This is a genomic window from Roseateles sp. P1_C1_2, from assembly GCF_056406535.1.
The window spans coordinates 166972-180791 of record NZ_JBFUAB010000008.1; the positions used below are offsets into that span (position 1 = coordinate 166972).

At 66.2% G+C, this 13820-nt stretch carries 10 protein-coding genes; 3 read left to right on the forward strand and 7 right to left on the reverse strand.

The features are described from left to right. The first annotated feature begins 47 nt into the window (after positions 1 to 47). Positions 48 to 974, forward strand: a complete 927-nt coding sequence (locus AC1D2H_RS09960; RefSeq protein WP_478010815.1) for a LysR substrate-binding domain-containing protein — start codon at positions 48 to 50, stop codon at positions 972 to 974. Here the strand turns inward: AC1D2H_RS09960 and hemW are convergent. From hemW to AC1D2H_RS09985, 5 genes are read right to left on the reverse strand one after another with little or no spacing between them, the layout of a single operon-like run. After that, complete coding sequence (hemW, locus tag AC1D2H_RS09965; protein WP_477936156.1) at positions 946 to 2130, reverse strand: radical SAM family heme chaperone HemW; 1185 nt, start codon at positions 2128 to 2130, stop codon at positions 946 to 948. The genes AC1D2H_RS09960 and hemW overlap by 29 nt on opposite strands. Before the next feature lie 3 nt (positions 2131 to 2133). Then, positions 2134 to 2739, reverse strand: coding sequence for an RdgB/HAM1 family non-canonical purine NTP pyrophosphatase (gene rdgB / locus AC1D2H_RS09970; protein WP_478010816.1), 606 nt, complete (start codon positions 2737 to 2739; stop codon positions 2134 to 2136). Positions 2740 to 2741: 2 nt separating this feature from the next. After that, entirely contained in the window at positions 2742 to 3473 is a 732-nt protein-coding gene (rph, locus tag AC1D2H_RS09975) for a ribonuclease PH (protein ID WP_477936160.1), read from the reverse strand. A 23-nt stretch (positions 3474 to 3496) separates the two neighbouring features. After that, positions 3497 to 4414: a PP2C family protein-serine/threonine phosphatase gene (locus AC1D2H_RS09980; RefSeq protein ID WP_477936162.1), complete on the reverse strand. Its 918-nt coding sequence runs from the start codon at positions 4412 to 4414 to the stop codon at positions 3497 to 3499. Further along, a complete protein-coding gene (locus AC1D2H_RS09985) occupies positions 4411 to 5379 on the reverse strand; it encodes a serine/threonine protein kinase (protein WP_056195338.1) in 969 nt (322 codons plus the stop codon). Before AC1D2H_RS09985 ends, AC1D2H_RS09980 begins: the two co-directional genes overlap by 4 nt. Positions 5380 to 5411: 32 nt before the next feature. On the opposite strand from AC1D2H_RS09985, the gene AC1D2H_RS09990 reads away from it, so the two are divergent. Next, on the forward strand, positions 5412 to 6326 hold the full coding sequence (locus AC1D2H_RS09990) for a YicC/YloC family endoribonuclease (protein ID WP_478010817.1): 915 nt from the start codon (positions 5412 to 5414) through the stop codon (positions 6324 to 6326). Between the two features lie 158 nt (positions 6327 to 6484). Here AC1D2H_RS09990 and AC1D2H_RS09995 read toward each other — a convergent pair whose 3' ends face one another. Together AC1D2H_RS09995 and AC1D2H_RS10000 are read right to left on the reverse strand one after the other, a co-directional pair. After that, a complete protein-coding gene (locus AC1D2H_RS09995; protein ID WP_478010818.1) occupies positions 6485 to 9361 on the reverse strand; it encodes a glycoside hydrolase family 31 protein in 2877 nt (958 codons plus the stop codon). A 5-nt stretch (positions 9362 to 9366) separates the two neighbouring features. Beyond that, positions 9367 to 11757, reverse strand: a complete 2391-nt coding sequence (locus tag AC1D2H_RS10000; RefSeq protein WP_478010819.1) for a glycoside hydrolase family 3 N-terminal domain-containing protein — start codon at positions 11755 to 11757, stop codon at positions 9367 to 9369. 379 nt (positions 11758 to 12136) lie between these two features. On the opposite strand from AC1D2H_RS10000, the gene AC1D2H_RS10005 reads away from it, so the two are divergent. Next, positions 12137 to 13696, forward strand: coding sequence for a methyl-accepting chemotaxis protein (locus AC1D2H_RS10005; RefSeq protein WP_478010820.1), 1560 nt, complete (start codon positions 12137 to 12139; stop codon positions 13694 to 13696). Positions 13697 to 13820: the final 124 nt, after the last annotated feature.

The window sequence follows — 13820 nt, forward strand, 5'->3', positions numbered from 1 at the left end:
CTGAGAAACGCTTATTTCTGCACTGATTGGTTGGATTGGCTTACCAGATGGCCTCACTGGACCGCTTTCCCCTGCACTACCTGGCCGCCTTCCGTGCTGCGGCCCAGACCGAGAACCTGCGCGCCGCGGCCGAGAGCCTGCACCTGACGCACAGCGCCGTCAGCCAGCAGATCCGCGGCCTGGAAACGGCCCTGGGCTTCGAGGTCTTCACCCGCCAGGGCCGGCGCTTGGTGCTGAATCCGGCGGGACAAGCCCTGCAACGTGCGGTCAGCAAGGTGTTTGCCGAACTGCAGGCCGGCCTGCTCGCGGCCGGCCAGGCGCATGGCAACCAGGCGCAGATGCTGCGCGTGACCTCCCTGCCCTCCTTCGCCCAGCGTTGGCTGATGCCCCGCCTGCCGCGCTGGCAGGCCCTGCAGCCCTGCATCACGCTGGACCTGCACACCGGCCAGCAAGTCGTCGATCTGGAGCGCGAGGGCTACCAGATCGGCCTGCGCGTCGGCCGCGGCGGCTGGGCCGGCCTCGTCAACGAGCGTCTCTTCCACTCGCCGCTGATCGCCGTCGCCGCACCGGCCCTGGCGCACCGGCTGATTGGCCAGCCGCTGGAGGCGCTGGCCTCACAACCGCTGCTGGACGACGTCGACGTCTGGCGCGAATGGTTTGCGCTGGCCGGGTTGCCGATCGCGCCTGTCGTCGTGGCGAGCTTCAACGATGCCGGCGTGCTGCTGCAGGCCGCCGAGCAGGGCATGGGTGTGGCGCTGGCGCGGGAGTTGATCGCCGGCGACGCGCTGCTGGATGGGCGCCTGGTGCGCGTGGCCGCGCAGGAGCTGGATCTGGATGCCGGGCGAGACTATCACGTGGTCTACCCCGAGGCGCTGCGCGACGACCCGGCCGTGCGCGCCTTCTGCGACTGGCTGCACGCCGAGATCGCCGCACTCCAACAACGACTCACAGAAACAGCTGCTGTAGATCGCTGAGGAAGTCGAAACCACGCGCCGTGGGCTGGATGCGGGCCGGATCGGCCTCCAGCAGCCCTTGCGCACGGCCCTTGGCCATGCCGGCCGAGATGCTGGAAACGGGCAGCCCGGTGCGCTCCAGGAACTGCGTCATCGTGACGCCCTCCTTCAGCCGCAACGCGTTCAGCATGAACTCGAAGGGCAGGTCCTTGCGCGCGACCTCGTGCTCGTTGCTGACCTTGTTGGTCTGGGCCATGAAGGCCGCCGGCTCGCGCCAGCGCACCTGGCGCAGCACGCGGTTGGGAAAGCTCAGCTTGCTGTGGGCGCCGGCGCCGATGCCGAGGTAGTCGCCAAACTGCCAGTAGTTGAAGTTGTGCGCGCAGCGGTGGCCGTCACGGGCATAGGCCGAGACTTCATAACGCGCCAAGCCATCGGCGCCGGTGCGCGCCGTGATCAGGTCCAGCATGTCGCTGGCCAGATCCGCATCGGGCAGCCCGGCCGGCGTGCGCGTCGCGAACACCGTGTTGGGCTCGATGGTCAGGTGGTAGATGGACAGATGCGGCGGCTTGAAGCTCAGCGCCGTGTCCAGTTCCCGCGCCAGATCGTCCAGCGTCTGGCCCGGCAGGGCATACATCAGGTCGAGGTTGAAGGTCTCGAAGGCCGAGGCCGCCTCGGCCAGCGCCTCGCGCGCCTGGGCCGAGCTGTGCACGCGACCCAGCGCCTTCAGTTGCGCATCGTCGAAGCTCTGCACGCCCACTGACAAGCGCGTCACGCCGGCCTGGCGGAAGCCCTTGAAGCGCTCGCGCTCGAAGGTGCCGGGGTTGGCTTCCAGCGTGATCTCGCAGCCCGGCTCCAGCGGCAGGCGGGCGCGGATGTCGGAGATCAGCTGGGCAATCTGCTCGGGGTTGAAGAGGCTGGGCGTGCCGCCGCCGATGAAGATGCTGACGACATGCCGACCCCAGATCAGCGGCAGCGCGGCTTCGAGGTCGTCACGCAGCGCGGCGAGATAGGCCTCGGCCGTGTCGATGGCCAGCGCGCCGTCCTTGACCTCATGCGAGTTGAAGTCGCAGTAGGGGCATTTGCGCAGGCACCAGGGCAGGTGCACATAGAGGGCGAGCGGGGGCAGCGCGGGCAGTTGCAGCGTGCCCGGACGCATCAGATGAACAACGTCAGCCATCACTCACCCGAGGCGCCAGACCTCGCGGAATTGCTCGATCAGATGAACCGCAGCCAAGGCACGATGGCTGTGGCGATTCTTGACCTCGGCACCCAGGCTGGCCACGGTCCGGCCCAGGGCCGGGATGTGCATCAGCGGGTCGTAGCCAAAGCCGCCCTCGCCGCTCGGCGCGGCCAGGATCTCGCCGCTCCAGCGGCCCATCGCGATCAGCGGCTCGGGGTCGTCGGCGCTGCGCACCGCGACGAGCGCGCAGACAAAGCGTGCGCGGCGGTCCTCGATCGCAGCCATCTCGCGCAGCAGGCGCTCGTTGTTGGCCGCATCGCTCTTCTCGCCACCGGCGTCGAGCGCGTAGCGCGCCGAGCGCACACCGGGCGCGCCGCCCAGCGCGTCGACGCTCAGGCCCGAGTCGTCGGCCAACGCAGGCAGGCCGCTCAGCCTGGCCGCATGACGGGCCTTGACCAGCGCGTTCTCCGCAAAGGTGTCGAAGGGCTCTTCGGCCTCCGGGATGCCCAGGCTGCCCTGGTTCACCAGCTCGATACCGAGCGGCGTGAACAGGGCCTGCAGCTCGACGAGCTTCTTGGCATTGTTGGAGGCGAGGACCAGCTTCATGCTCAGGCCTTCAGCGCTGCCTGCTGGGCGGCGAGCAGGTCGCGAATGCCCTTGTCGGCCAGGTCGAGCAGCGCATTCATCTCGTCGCGCGTGAACACGACCCCCTCGGCCGTGCCCTGCAGTTCGACAAAGCCGCCCGACGCCGTCATGACGACGTTCATGTCGGTGTCGCAGGCCACGTCCTCGACGTATTCGAGGTCCAGCAGCGGCACGCCATCGACGATGCCGACGGAGATGGCCGCCACGGCCTCCCTGATCGGCGAGCGGGCCAGTTTGCTGTCGGCGATCAGCTTGTTGACGGCGTCCTGGGCCGCGACGAAGGCGCCCGTGATGGCCGCCGTGCGCGTGCCGCCGTCCGCCTGCAGCACGTCGCAGTCCAGCGTGATGGTGCGTTCGCCCAGCGCGCTCAGGTCGAACACGGCGCGCAGCGAGCGGCCGATGAGGCGCTGGATCTCCTGCGTGCGGCCGCTCTGCTTGCCGCGGGCGGCTTCGCGGTCGCCGCGGGTGTGGGTGGCACGCGGCAGCATGCCGTACTCGGCCGTCACCCAGCCCTCGCCGGAGCCGCGCTTGTGCGGCGGCACGCGCTCCTCGACGGAGGCGGTACAGAGGACGCGGGTGCCGCCGAACTCGATCAGCACCGAACCCTCGGCATGCACGGTGAAACCGCGGGTGATGCGCACGGGGCGCAATTGATTGGCGGCGCGGCTCGCGCTGCGCGTGAAGGTCTTGGTCATGAGGGCGGGAGGGTTGGCGGCAATCAGCGGCGATGGGCGCCGCGGCCGGATTGGCGGATCACTTCGTTGATCTCGCGCACGGCGCGCTCGATCTCCTCGTCGTCCATGGCAGCCATGCCGGCGACGAGGTCGGCGTCCAGCGCACCCTGGATGGTGGATGCAAAGCCGGAGTTGCCAAGGTTCTGCGTGGTCTCGCCACTGGGCTCGCCCTCGCCTTCCCATTCGACGGCCAGCACGGTGACGTTGTCACTGCGTGCGCCGCCGCGGCGCAGGGCCTCCTCGACGAGATCGGGCACCGCCTCGGAGATGGCCTGGTCGGCGATGTGCTGGACGATCTCGCCGTCCTCGACGCTGCCCCAGAGGCCGTCGGAGCACAACAGGATGCGATCCGCGGCCTCCATGACGAGAGGCCCCTGGCAATCGATCATGGGCTTGCCGGGGCTGCCCAGGCAGGTGAAGAGCACGTTGCGGTTGAAGGGCTCGCCGCCTTTGGCAACGCGGCCGAGGGCTTCCTGCAACTCGGAATAGGAATGGTCGCGCGTGCGGGCGATCAGCTTGCCGGCACGCACGAGATACAGGCGCGAGTCACCGCAATGCGCCCACCAGGCCTGGTTGCCCTGCAGGATGCAGGCCACGACCGTGGTGCGCGGCGTGTCATGCAGGCCCTTGCTTTCGGCATAGCGCAGCAGCTGCTGGTGGGCAATGACGATGGTTTCCTGCAGGAAGCGCTGCGGGTCTTCGATGACCGGCCGGGCATCCTGCTGGAACAGGGCCGCCAGGGTCTGCAGTGCGATCTGGGCCGCGACTTCGCCTTCGGGATGGCCGCCCATGCCGTCAGCCAGCGCAAACAGGCCAGCCTCCCGCGTGAAGCAATAGCCCATGCGGTCTTCATTCGTCTCGCGGCCACCGCGACGACTGACTTGAAAGACGCTGAATCTCAAGCCTTCGCTCCAGATTTAAGGTTCTCGAGCTGGAGTTTGAGCCTTTCGCTGAAAGAAAGCTTGGTGTAGCGGCGCTCGGTCTCGCGGGCGAGCTCCTTCTGCAGCGCGAACACGCTCTGCGGGCGCGACAGCGCGTCCAGCGACATGCACCACTCGGTCACCTCGAGCAGGTTGTCGGAATAGACATTGCGCAGGCGCGACAGGCTCAGGGACAGGCGGTCCTTCTCCAGGCGCTGCGGCGCGTCGTTGGGCGGATAGCCCTGCATGCAGGCATAGATGCAGGCGCCGATGGCGTAGATGTCGGTCCAGGGGCCGAGCGAGCCGTCGCGGCGGTACATCTCCGGCGCGGCAAAGCCTGGCGTGTACATCGGGCGGATGAAGTTGCCTTCCTTGCTCAGCACTTCACGCGCGGCGCCGAAGTCCAGCAGCACGGCCTTGTTGTCGTTGGTGATGAAGATGTTGGCCGGCTTGATGTCCAGGTGCAGCATCTTGTGCTGATGGACGATGCGCAGGCCGCGCAAGATCTCGTCGAAGAGGCTGCGGATGGTCGACTCGCGGAAGACCTTGTCGCGCTTCATGTCGCGCGCGGTCACGATGAAGTCCTGCAGGGTGTCGCCCTGCAGGTAGTTCATGACCATGTAGACGGTTTCGTTCTCGCGCAGGAAGTTCAGCACCGAGACGACGCTGGGGTGGGAGATCTGCGCGAGCGAGCGGCCTTCCTCGAAGAAGCTCTTCAGGCCGAGTCGGTATAGCGGTTGCTTCTCGGGCTTGACGCGAGGGGTCAGTTCGCCGGGCGAACGTTCGGCCAGCGATGAGGGCAGATATTCCTTCAATGCGACCAGGTGGTGGTCGGGATCCTCGGCGAGATACACCACGCCGAAACCGCCCGCCGCCAATCGCTTGATGATCTGATAGCCCCCAACCACCGTGCCTGCGGGCAAGGGCGCCGGCTTCGGCTTGGACATAATCGCGTTTTGTCTGTTTTGCGAGATGCGAAATGCCAGTCTACAGCATGACCGGGTATGCCAATTCCCTGGCGCAACCCCCTAAAGCCGAGGACGGCAACAGTTCAGTGCAAGCTTCGGTCAGCGTGGAGTTGCGCTCGGTCAACGGCCGGTTTCTGGACCTGTCCATGCGCATGCCCGAGGAAATGCGCGGCCTCGAACCCCAATTGCGCGAACTGATCGCGGCGCGTTTCAAGCGCGGCAAGATCGAGCTGCGCATCAACACCCAGCGCGACGCCGACGGCGCCTGGCCGCAACCCCAACCCGAACAGCTCAACCGCCTCGCCAGCCTGGAAGCCAAGGTTCTTACCTGGCTGCCCCAGGCCGCGCCGCTCTCCGTCCATGAGGCCTTGAACTGGTGCAAGAGCGGCACGGCGACGCCGGTCCAGCTGGACGCGGTCACGCTGGAAGCCGCCCAGGCCTGCGTACAGGGCCTGGCCGACGCCCGCGAGCGCGAAGGCGAGAAGCTGGTCGCCATTCTGAGTGAACGCATCAAGCGCCTGCGCGAGCTGGCCGACGAGGCCGAGCCTCTGCTGCCCGCCGTCGTCGCGCGCCAGCAGCAGCGCTTCCTGGAGCGCTGGCAGGAGGCGCTGACAGCCAGTGCCGCCGGCAGCAGCGTGCCCAAGGAGGCCTTGCAGGAGCGGGCGCTGAACGAGGCCGCGGCCTTCGCCATCCGCATCGACGTGGCCGAGGAACTGGGACGGCTGCGGGCGCATCTGGAAGAGCTGACCCGATTGCTGAAAAAGGGCGGCGAGCTCGGAAAACGGCTGGATTTCCTGATTCAGGAATTACATCGGGAAGCGAATACCCTGGGTTCCAAATCCGCCGCGCTGGAATTGACGAATATCTCCGTCGAAATGAAAGTCGCGATCGAGCAAATGCGCGAGCAGGTCCAGAACATTGAGTAGGTTTTTGAGGCGTCCCAAGACGTCCCGCTTCCCAAGAGGCCGCCGTTGCCGAGTGGCGGGTCGCCGCTCGGCATCGATGGCCTCTTCACGGATCGCGTCGACCAGTTCATGCCGTGACGCGGCGCCTTCTGCCGTGGTCCCACGCGCCGACGGTGCCCCTACAGCGCCTTGACGACGAGACGGTCTCCGGAATAGGTCACGGGAACAGCGGGCGCATCGAAGTCGACGGTGCGGTCGCCGGGTTTGAGGAAGCGGATGTTGAAGGTTCGTCTGGGCACCATGCCCGCATAGGTCCCGGAGCGGGGCCCGATGGTGACTTCGGCGCGTTTGTCGTCATAGGCAAAAGGGATGCGCGTGTACTGGCCGGTCTTGTACGAATTCGAGACGCCGTCGTCCTCGTAGAGGCTGAAGCTGCCATCGGCGCCGGTATAGACATGGATGGTGAGCGGCGCGTCGGGCTTCTCGTCCACGTATTGCATGACAGGCCCCATGGGCACGATGGCGCCCGCTTTGACGAAAAGGGGTATCTGGTTCAGCGGTGCGGCCACGGTTCGCGTCTGCCCCCCCTTGACCGCCTCGCCCGTCCAGATGTCGTACCAGGTCGCCGTGCCAGGGAAGTAGACCGTGCGGGACGTCGCGCCATACCGCGTCACCGGCGCCACCAGCATTGATTTGCCGAACAAGTATTGGTCGGCGATCTTCTTGGCCTTGGCGTCTGCCGGGAAGTCGAGGGCCAGGCCGCGCATGATCGGCGCGCCCTCGTAGTGGCTGTCAGCGGCGGCCGTGTAGATGTAGGGCATCAGCCGGTAGCGCAGTTCCAGGAACCACACCATGTTCGCCCGCATGGCGGACCCCTCGGGCGAGATTTCGTGGATCTCGCGCTTCACGCCTTCACCGTGGCTGCGCATCAAGGGTGAGAAGGTGCCGAACTGCCACCAGCGCTGATTCAACTCCTGCCACTCCTGCAGGTCTTCGGCGGACCGCACGCCGCCTGCTGCGCGGTTCTCCTGGAGCCCCGCAACCGACTTGTCCTGGAACCGGGCTTCCTGCGAGTAGCCGCCGATGTCGTGCGTCCAGTTGGGCACGCCTGAAAACCCGGTTTGCACTCCTGCCGAGATCTGCTTGTACAGGCTGTCCCAGGTGCCGACGACATCTCCCGACCACAGCGCCGCCGAATTTCGCTGCACGCCCGCGAAGCCGGAGCGGGTCAGGATGAACTGGCGGGCGTCCAGCCGATCCCGCTTCAGGCCGTCGTGAACGGCCTGGGTGCTCATGGTGGCGTAGGCGTTGGTCACCAGCGCACCCGGCCCCATCTGCGTGGGCGTGATCAGTTCGGCGAGTTCTTCGGGGCTGGCGTTGGAGCGCACGTCGGGTTCGGTGTTGTCCATCCACCAGGCGTCGAAGCCGAGGTCGACCAGGGGCTTCTTCATCTGGCGGTAGAAGATGTCCCGCGCTTCCTGGTTGTAGGGCGAGAAGTGGCTGTTGAGATGGCCCTCCCCGACCCAATCCTTCATGCCGAGTTCGACATTGCGACGCCACATATAGCCCTTGGCGTCCAGTTCCTTGTAGTTGGCGGTGTTGGGATAGAACTTGCCCCAGATCGAAATCATGATCCGGGCATGCTGGCGATGAACCTCATCGACCATGCCCTTGGGATCGGGGAAGCGTGCCGCATCGAAGGCATGGCTGCCCCACTGGTCTTCCGGCCAGTAGAACCAGTCCTGCACGATGTTGTCGATGGGCCACCGATTGGCGCGGTAGGTCTTGAGCACGCCGAGCAACTCGGCCTGGGTGCGATAGCGCTGCCGGGATTGCCAGAAGCCGTAGGCCCATTTCGGCATCATGGGCGGGATGCCGGTGACCTGGTGGTAGCCGCGGATGACGCCCTGGATGGAATCGGCGCCGATGAAGTAGTAGCTCAGGCCGGTGCCGGCTTCGGACGCAAAGCGCAGCGAGTGCTTGTCGTCGTTGGGCTCGGGGTCGGAGTGATGCAGCGAGATGAGGCCGCTCGTTGGCCGCCATTCGACGTGCAGGCTGAGCGGCTTACCTGGGCTGAACGGCTGCTCGAAATTGTTGTACCAGCCGTTCCAGTTCACACGCCAGATGTCATGGTCGAAAAGGGTCTTGCCGTCGACCTTCAGCGTCACGTAGTCCGAAGCGAACAGGCGCATCTTGTGCAGCCCCGGCTTGTCGGAGGCGGCCGTCCCTTCCCAGACGACCTTGACCCTCTTGCCGCGGGTGGCGGCCTTGCTCAGCGCGGCGTCGGCGGGCCAGTATTTGCTGACATCGCTGAGGAACTGATAGCGGATGTCGGGCTCCACGCGGGTCAGGATCAATTGATCGTCGACGTAGTACTTCGCGGTCAGGCCGCTGGCGCCGTCCAGCGCCGTGAGCTTCAAGTCACGGCTGGCCAGCCCGAAGCGCTTGGGGTTGCCGAAGCGCGTGACGGCGTTGTTGTCCCAGAGCACGCCGTAGTTCCTGTCGGACACGACGAACGGGATGGCGATGTCCATGTTGTGCTGACGCAGCTCGATGTCTTCGCCGTTCAGGTCCATCTGGGCGTTCTGGTGCTGGCCCAGGCCGTAGAACGCCTCGTTCGTGCCCCGGTTGAACTGGACGGAGGGTGCGACGTAGGGCCGGCCCTCGACCGTGACCGGCTGGAGATCGGCTCTTGCGGTCGTCAGCACGGCAGCACCCTTGGCGTCCAGGAAGGTGACCCGGCCGTCCTTCAGCGACACCTGGGCCGACGCCTTGCCTGCATCGAGCGTCACGGCATCGGGGCCGGCCTTCACCGTGAAGCGGCCACTCGGCTTGGCGACGGCCATCAGCGACTCGAGCTGCGGGCGCGCGGGATCGTCAACCCCGGTGACCTGGATGATCGACTCCGTGATGGCATTGAGGCGCAGTTCCTTCACGCTGCCCGTATCGGGCCTCACCACCACGCCCGTGGGCGTTTGCTGGTAGGTGCCGGCGAAGGAAGCCGTTGTCGCCAGCAACGTGGCGGCGAGCAGCGAACGCGAGAGGGATGGGGTCATGTCGTTCAGGCCGCAGCGACCGTCAAGGTGGTGGTCTTCAGGTTGACGCTGTTGGGGCCGGTCATGATGGTGAAGTTGCCGGGCTCGACGACGCGCTTCATGTCCATGCCGTAGAACTGGAGTTCTGCTGGCGTGATCGTGAGGGTGACCGTCCGCTTCTCGCCGGGCGCCAGCGTCACGCGGGCAAAGCCCTTGAGTTCCTTGACGGGCCGGGTCACCGACGAGATGTCATCACGGATGTAGAGCTGCACCACCTCGTCACCCGCGCGCTGGCCGGTATTGGTGACGTCCACCGAGACCGTCACGCTGTCCGCCGGCGCTATGGTTGCCTTGGACAGGCGCGGCTCTGACAGCGCGAACGTCGTGTAGCTCAGGCCGAAGCCGAAGGGATAGAGCGGTGTGTTGTCAGCGCCGAGGTAGCCGCGGTTGGCCGTCGGTTTGGCGTTGTAGTAGACGGGCAATTGCCCGACGTTGCGGGGGAAGCTGATCGGCAGCTTGCCGCCCGGGTTGGCGCGGCCGAACAGGATGTCGGCCGCGGCATGGCCGGTTTCCTGCCCGAGGTACCAGCCCTCGATGATGGCGCTGGCCTTGGCATGCAGCAGGTTGATCGCCAGCGGCTTGCCGTTCAAGAGGAAGACGACCGTCGGCTTGTTCAACGCGAAGATGGCGGCGGCCAGGTCGTTCTGCTGGCCGATCAGTTCCAGCGAGTCCCGGTCGCCCAGATGGGTGTCCGACCACGCCTCGCGGGTGGTCTGTTCGTTGTCGCCCAGCACCATCACGATCGTGTCTGCCGTCTTGGCCGCTTCGACGGCCTCGGCGATCAGGCGGGCATTGACCGCCGGGGCGATGAACCGCACATCGTCCTCCGTCCACTCGCGCTTCTCGGTCAAGCGCACCGCTTCGCGGTACTCGAAGGCGAAGCCCTGCGACTTCGCTTCGCCGGCCAGTGCGTCGTGGATGGACACCACGTGACGGGGAATGTCGGAGTAGCCGCCGATGGGCGTGTCCCTGGCGTGCGTGCCGAGCAGCAGCAGCTTGCCCACCTTCTTGCCATCGAGCGGCAGCACCCCGTCGTTCTTCAGCAGCACGACGGATCGCACCGCCGCTTCGCGCGCCAAGGCCACCGCGTCTGGTGTGGCGGTCAGGCCGTCCGCCTTGCTGGCGTCGACGTAGGGGTCTTCGAACAGTCCGGCGAGGAACTTCAGCTCCAGGATGCGACGGACGACCTCGTCGATCTCGGCCTCCTTGATGCGGCCGGCCTTCACCAGGTTGACGAGCTCGGGGAAGCCGCCGCTGTCAGGCGTTTCGATGTCGACCCCGGCGGTGAAGGCGCGATAAGCCGCCTCCTTCATGTCAGGCACCAGCCGGTGGCGCGACACCAGATCCCCGATCGCGAAGTAGTCCGAGACCGTCAGGCCCTTGAAGCCCCATTCACCGCGCAGGATGGTCCTCAGCAGCCACGGGTTGGCATGTGAAGGCACGCCGTCGATCTCGTTGTACGACGACATGACGGCCGCGATCGGCGCCTCGCGGATGATCTTCTCGAATGGCGGGAAGAAGACTTCGCGCAACACCCGCTCGGAGATCTGCGCCGGCGCGGTGTTGATGCCGCGCTCGGGCTGGCCGTGCCCTGTCATGTGCTTGAGCGTCGCCAGCACCTTGGCCGGCGCCAGCTTGCGCTCGGTGCCGGAGAAGCCGATGACGGCCGCCTTGCCCAGCACGCCCGTCAGGAAGGGGTCTTCACCGAAGGTCTCCTCCACGCGGCCCCAACGCGGATCGCGGCAGACATCGACGACCGGCGCCAACGCGAGGTTGGCGCCCCGCGCCCGCATCTCCCGGGCGCAGACCGAATAGATCCGCTCGATCAGCGCCGGGTCGAAGGACGACGCCAGCCCGATCGCCTGCGGGAAGCAGGTCGCGTCGCGCGCCGCGTAGCCATGCAGGCTTTCCTCGTGCATGAACAGCGGGATGCCCAGGCGCGTGCGCTGCACCGCCCAGGCCTGGGCGGCATTGACGTAGGCCGCCGTCTCGGCCGCCGTGCGGTTCGCCATGCCGGCATCTGCACCGGCGTTGGTGTTGCCCACGCCCTTGCGGTCGCTCGGGCGGCCCAGCATGCCCAAGCCGTGCGGCAGGGCCTGCGCGGCCCGTACCGCATCGAAGTCACCGCGTTCGTTCTGCACGCGGTTCTTGCCGATCCAGATGCACAGGGTCTGGGCCACCTTCTCCTCCAGCGTCATGCGGGAAAGCAGGTCTTTGACGCGCACCGCCACGCCTGCGGACGCCTGCTTGTAGAGCGGCTGATCGAGCATGGCTGCTGCGGCATGGTCTGCCGTGGCAAGCCCGACGGCACCGACACCTTGGACAAAGTTGCGACGCGTCACACCGGCAGTACTCATGGATCTCCCTCGCAGGCTGTTCAGTCTGGGCGCACACCCTAACGCAGGTCGACGCATGGCGGCAGGAACTGGCGGGAAAGGGGGCTCACCCGCATGCGGCCGAGTATTGCAACCCGCCAGTCGGCGCGCGATGCCACGGTGCTACGGCCGCAGTGTCACGTCCACGTCTTGGACGACGCCTGCCCCGACAGCGGGCAGCAGGCAAAGGGGCCAGTGCTTGCAGCGGTGGCACACCGCGAGCAAGATGGGTGCGGAGCGATCCAAGCGCCAACTGCGGGTAGCTGCATCACGTGATGCATGCGCTATCGAGTCCGAAAATGCCGCTGTGAATCCCCGTTGCGTTGGTTGAGGGCGCTGCGTTCCATCCAAAGGAGCAGCCATGTTTGCAAATCTTCGGCTCGGCACCCGCCTGTTGCTTGCCTTCTCCACATTGGTCGCCGTGGGTGCCATCGTGGCCGGGTTTGGCATCAATGGCCTGTTCCGACTCAACATGGTCAACGACGCGCTCTACCAGCGCGAACTGCTTGCCATTTCCTACGTGAAAGAAGCGAACATCAACCTCATCTACGCGGCGCGTGCGCGGGGTCAGTTCGCACTCGCAACATCTGAGGCGGAGCGCCAGGCCGCGCATCAGACCTTCAAGGAGTCCGTCGACGTCATGCGCAGTTGGATCGACAAGTCCCGACCGCTGTTCTACCTGCCCAAGGGACAGGAGGAGCTTCGCAAGCTGGACGCGACGATCCAGGCCTGGCTGCCCGCCACCGAGGCCTACTTCAAAGCCGCATCGGCCAAGGACGTTCATCCTGCCGACGCGTCGCTCGCGGATCTGGACAAGGCCGTGAAACAGACGAACAAGGTCGTCGACGATCAGCTTTCGCTGCTGACTGAAATAAAGGAGAAGAACGGCGAACAGGCCTCCAAGGACGGGACGCGCCTGTTCGAGACGGTCAGCATGACCATGGGCTTGCTGACGCTCGCCAGTGCCCTCGGCGGCTTGGCGATAGGCGTGATGCTGACCCGGAGCGTGACTCGGGCGCTTGGCGGAGAGCCCGGAGCAGTGGCCGCCGTGGCCAATGCCGTCGCGGCGGGCGACCTGACGACCCGCATCGATACGTCTCAGGCCCGAGCGGGCAGTGTCGTCGCGGCGATCTGCGATATGCAAGCGTCGTTGTCCGAGGTGGTGCGCAAGGTTCGTGCGAGCAGCGACAGCATTGCGACGGGGTCTTCCCAGATTGCCACCGGAAACGCCGACCTCAGCCAGCGCACCGAAGAGCAGGCGGCCAATCTCGAGCAAACGGCGGCGTCGATGGAGGAACTCACAGCCACGGTCCAGACCAATGCGGAGACGGCCCGCACGGCTACGCAGCTTGCGGGCTCCGCGTCCGCTGCAGCGGCCCACGGGGGGCAGGTGGTGGGACAGGTGGTCCGAACCATGGAGGGCATCACCGCGTCGAGCAGGAAGATCGCAGACATCATCGGCGTCATCGACAGCATTGCGTTCCAGACCAACATCCTGGCCCTGAATGCCGCGGTCGAAGCAGCGCGTGCCGGCGAGCAGGGCAGAGGCTTCGCCGTCGTGGCAACCGAGGTCCGCACCTTGGCGCAACGCTCGGCAACGGCGGCGCGGGAGATCAAGACCCTCATTACGGAAAGCGTCGAGAAGGTGGACGCGGGCAGCGACCAGGTCAATGAGGCGGGCAAGGCGATGAATGACATCGTCTCGCAGGTCCAGCGTGTCAATGATCTGATCACCGAGATCGGCTCGGCAACGAAGGAGCAGACGCAGGGCATCAGCCAGATTGGCGATGCCGTCAATCAGCTCGACCAGGTCACACAACAGAATGCGGCGTTGGTTGAAGAAAGCGCGGCGGCCGCGGAAAGCCTCAAAGTGCAGGCGGAGAACCTTGTGACCGCGGTGCGGGTATTCAAGCTGAGCTGATTGCGCTATTCACGCCTGACTCGGGCGAGCCTCGACGACCAACGAATCCCCCTGGCCTGCGGGAACCGCAGCCTTCGAGCGCTGAACACGCCACCGTCGACGCCAAGGCCATGCCAGTGGCGTG

What these genes read in the sequence shown, in the direction of transcription:
- rph (WP_477936160.1), bottom strand. Translation starts at nt 3,473, where the DNA reads ATGACCAAGACCTTCACGCGCAGCGCGAGCCGCGCCGCCAATCAATTG.
- AC1D2H_RS09995 (WP_478010818.1), bottom strand. Translation starts at nt 9,361, where the DNA reads ATGACCCCATCCCTCTCGCGTTCGCTGCTCGCCGCCACGTTGCTGGCG.
- AC1D2H_RS10000 (WP_478010819.1), bottom strand. Translation starts at nt 11,757, where the DNA reads ATGAGTACTGCCGGTGTGACGCGTCGCAACTTTGTCCAAGGTGTCGGT.
- rdgB (WP_478010816.1), bottom strand. Translation starts at nt 2,739, where the DNA reads ATGAAGCTGGTCCTCGCCTCCAACAATGCCAAGAAGCTCGTCGAGCTG.
- AC1D2H_RS09985 (WP_056195338.1), bottom strand. Translation starts at nt 5,379, where the DNA reads ATGTCCAAGCCGAAGCCGGCGCCCTTGCCCGCAGGCACGGTGGTTGGG.
- hemW (WP_477936156.1), bottom strand. Translation starts at nt 2,130, where the DNA reads ATGGCTGACGTTGTTCATCTGATGCGTCCGGGCACGCTGCAACTGCCC.
- AC1D2H_RS09990 (WP_478010817.1), top strand. Translation starts at nt 5,412, where the DNA reads ATGCCAGTCTACAGCATGACCGGGTATGCCAATTCCCTGGCGCAACCC.
- AC1D2H_RS10005 (WP_478010820.1), top strand. Translation starts at nt 12,137, where the DNA reads ATGTTTGCAAATCTTCGGCTCGGCACCCGCCTGTTGCTTGCCTTCTCC.
- AC1D2H_RS09960 (WP_478010815.1), top strand. Translation starts at nt 48, where the DNA reads ATGGCCTCACTGGACCGCTTTCCCCTGCACTACCTGGCCGCCTTCCGT.